Origin of the sequence: Pseudomonas sp. SIMBA_067, assembly GCF_046534675.1 — a bacterium.
GTDB lineage: Bacteria > Pseudomonadota > Gammaproteobacteria > Pseudomonadales > Pseudomonadaceae > Aquipseudomonas > Aquipseudomonas putida.
The window spans coordinates 1-680 of sequence record NZ_JAWRYH010000042.1; the positions used below are offsets into that span (position 1 = coordinate 1).

General features: G+C 56.8%; 1 protein-coding gene and 1 pseudogene. One reads left to right on the forward strand and one right to left on the reverse strand.

Annotated features, from left to right (window positions below):
• Positions 1 to 356, forward strand: a 356-nt coding sequence (locus SB765_RS27960; RefSeq protein WP_410932269.1) for a hypothetical protein, incomplete at its 5' end; no start/stop codon positions are given.
• 17 nt (positions 357 to 373) lie between these two features.
• On the opposite strand, the pseudogene SB765_RS27965 reads toward SB765_RS27960, so the two are convergent.
• Positions 374 to 680 (reverse strand): annotated as a pseudogene (locus SB765_RS27965) (hypothetical protein); the annotation flags it as partial.

A 680-nucleotide genomic window follows, 5' to 3' on the forward strand; every position in this document is an offset into this window, starting at 1 on the left:
TACCGATGAAACGAGAGAGGATGCTCACGATACGGGTTACTGATGATGAACATGCCCGGTTACTGGAACGTTGTGAGGGTAAACAACTGGCGGTATGGATGCGGCGGGACCAGAGAAAAATCACTCAGGGTCAATGCCAGCGCTTCGTTAATACAGATGTAGGTGTTCCACAGGGTAGCCAGCAGCATCCTGCGATGCAGATCCGGAACATAATGGTGCAGGGCGCTGACTTCCGCGTTTCCAGACTTTACGAAACACGGAAACCGAAGACCATTCATGTTGTTGCTCAGGTCGCAGACGTTTTGCAGCAGCAGTCGCTTCACGTTCGCTCGCGTATCGGTGATTCATTCTGCTAACCAGTAAGGCAACCCCGCCAGCCTAGCCGGGTCCTCAACGACAGGAGCACGATCATGCGCACCCGTGGGGCCGCCATGCCGGCGATAATGGCCTGCTTCTCGCCGAAACGTTTGGTGGCGGGACCAGTGACGAAGGCTTGAGCGAGGGCGTGCAAGATTCCGAATACCGCAAGCGACAGGCCGATCATCGTCGCGCTCCAGCGAAAGCGGTCCTCGCCGAAAATGACCCAGAGCGCTGCCGGCACCTGTCCTACGAGTTGCATGATAAAGAAGACAGTCATAAGTGCGGCGACGATAGTCATGCCCCGCGCCCACCGGAAGGAG